The organism is Stutzerimonas kunmingensis (assembly GCF_014764705.1).
Classification (GTDB): domain Bacteria; phylum Pseudomonadota; class Gammaproteobacteria; order Pseudomonadales; family Pseudomonadaceae; genus Stutzerimonas.
The window spans coordinates 1-1,259 of record NZ_JACXXG010000087.1 but is presented as its reverse complement, the minus strand read 5'-3'; the positions used below and the strand labels follow the sequence as shown (position 1 = coordinate 1,259).

General features: G+C 47.2%; 1 protein-coding gene. It reads left to right on the top strand.

Annotated elements, in window-relative coordinates:
- Nucleotides 1–252 precede the first annotated feature (252 nt).
- The gene (locus tag IEG05_RS23030) at nt 253–777 is read left to right on the top strand and encodes a hypothetical protein (protein ID WP_191122777.1); all 525 of its coding nucleotides are present in this window, start codon (nt 253–255) and stop codon (nt 775–777) included.
- Nucleotides 778–1,259: the final 482 nt, after the last annotated feature.

Sequence of the window (1,259 nt, the reverse complement as noted above, 5' to 3'; positions counted from 1 at the left end):
GCAAGCGCTTCGACTTCAAATGCCCCATCGAGGTGATGGGAGAGGTCATGCAAAATGCCATGGCAATGCGGCATGATGCTCCGGTTTCAATTCAATAACCGTGTTGCACTCAGCTCCTGCAACCGCCATGGGTCTAGCCCCACTCGTCAATGGGATGAGCATCTCTACCGTATCTTAGACACGAGACGAAAAAGCACTTTCAAGGCAATCATTGATTCGCTTCCCCCATGGGTAGCTGAAGCTAAGCCTACCATGCCCAAAATCAGAGTTTCACGTGGCCTGCTTAAGTGGATCGAGAGCGGTGGCGACACTCTGGAAACAAGTCTATACCTTGGCAACTCGTTACTGACTGCCTTGCGAAATTACGTACCACCGTCAATCCAAGAGTTTGTATACCGAAAAAAACTCCGTGACCATCAAAATATTCAGCTACTTATAGCCGAAGAAATCTCCCCCTCTACAAGCCACCCCAGTAGTGAAAGTTATGAGATATCCCAAGCCCAGCTCATTAACGCCGTGAAGCAAATCAGAGCCACCCCCCTCCAAGCAGCAGAAAGTAATCCAAACCATATGATTTACTTTCTCTGCTCGCCTCAAACGATTGAGCTTGTCGTCTCATATGCAACATTCGGGAAAGACAACAATCTTATTTCAACATGCAAGACGATTATCACAAAGATCCAAGAAGAAGGCAGTCGCAAAATGATTAAACTGCTTGCCGATGCCAAACCTAAACGCATGGACTTTGCTCTCCTCGAGGTATCCGTTAATGAATAACGAGGAAGCTCAAAAAATCATACCATCGGCACCGTCATCCCAAGCCGTTCTTCCTAATTGGATTCACCCTGTCTCCACAAAGACAGAATGGTATGTGCCAAAAACCGGAACAAGAGTGTCCACCTCAGATGATCCAAACACTAGACACTATGTAAAGATTAGCTTCGACTATAAGCTATTCGACGAGTCATCCACAGCAGACCCAGTGTGGAACTTGTTTATCAGGGACTTACAGTCATCAGCCATTGCCCTGATTGAAAGCTCAAAATCGAAACGACCGAATGCACTTGCTTCATTTGTGAGGACAGCCTTTGAAATTGCCGATCATGTGTACGAGGCACGGGCTCGCTCAAGCCTGTTGCCGCTGACCGAAAACTGACCCAGTAGAGGCTGTTCTGCCGACTGAAAACTGACCCAGGTGTTCAACTGCTTCTGCTCAATTTTTGAGCAGGAGAACACGGGGTGATCAGTATGGAAATGAT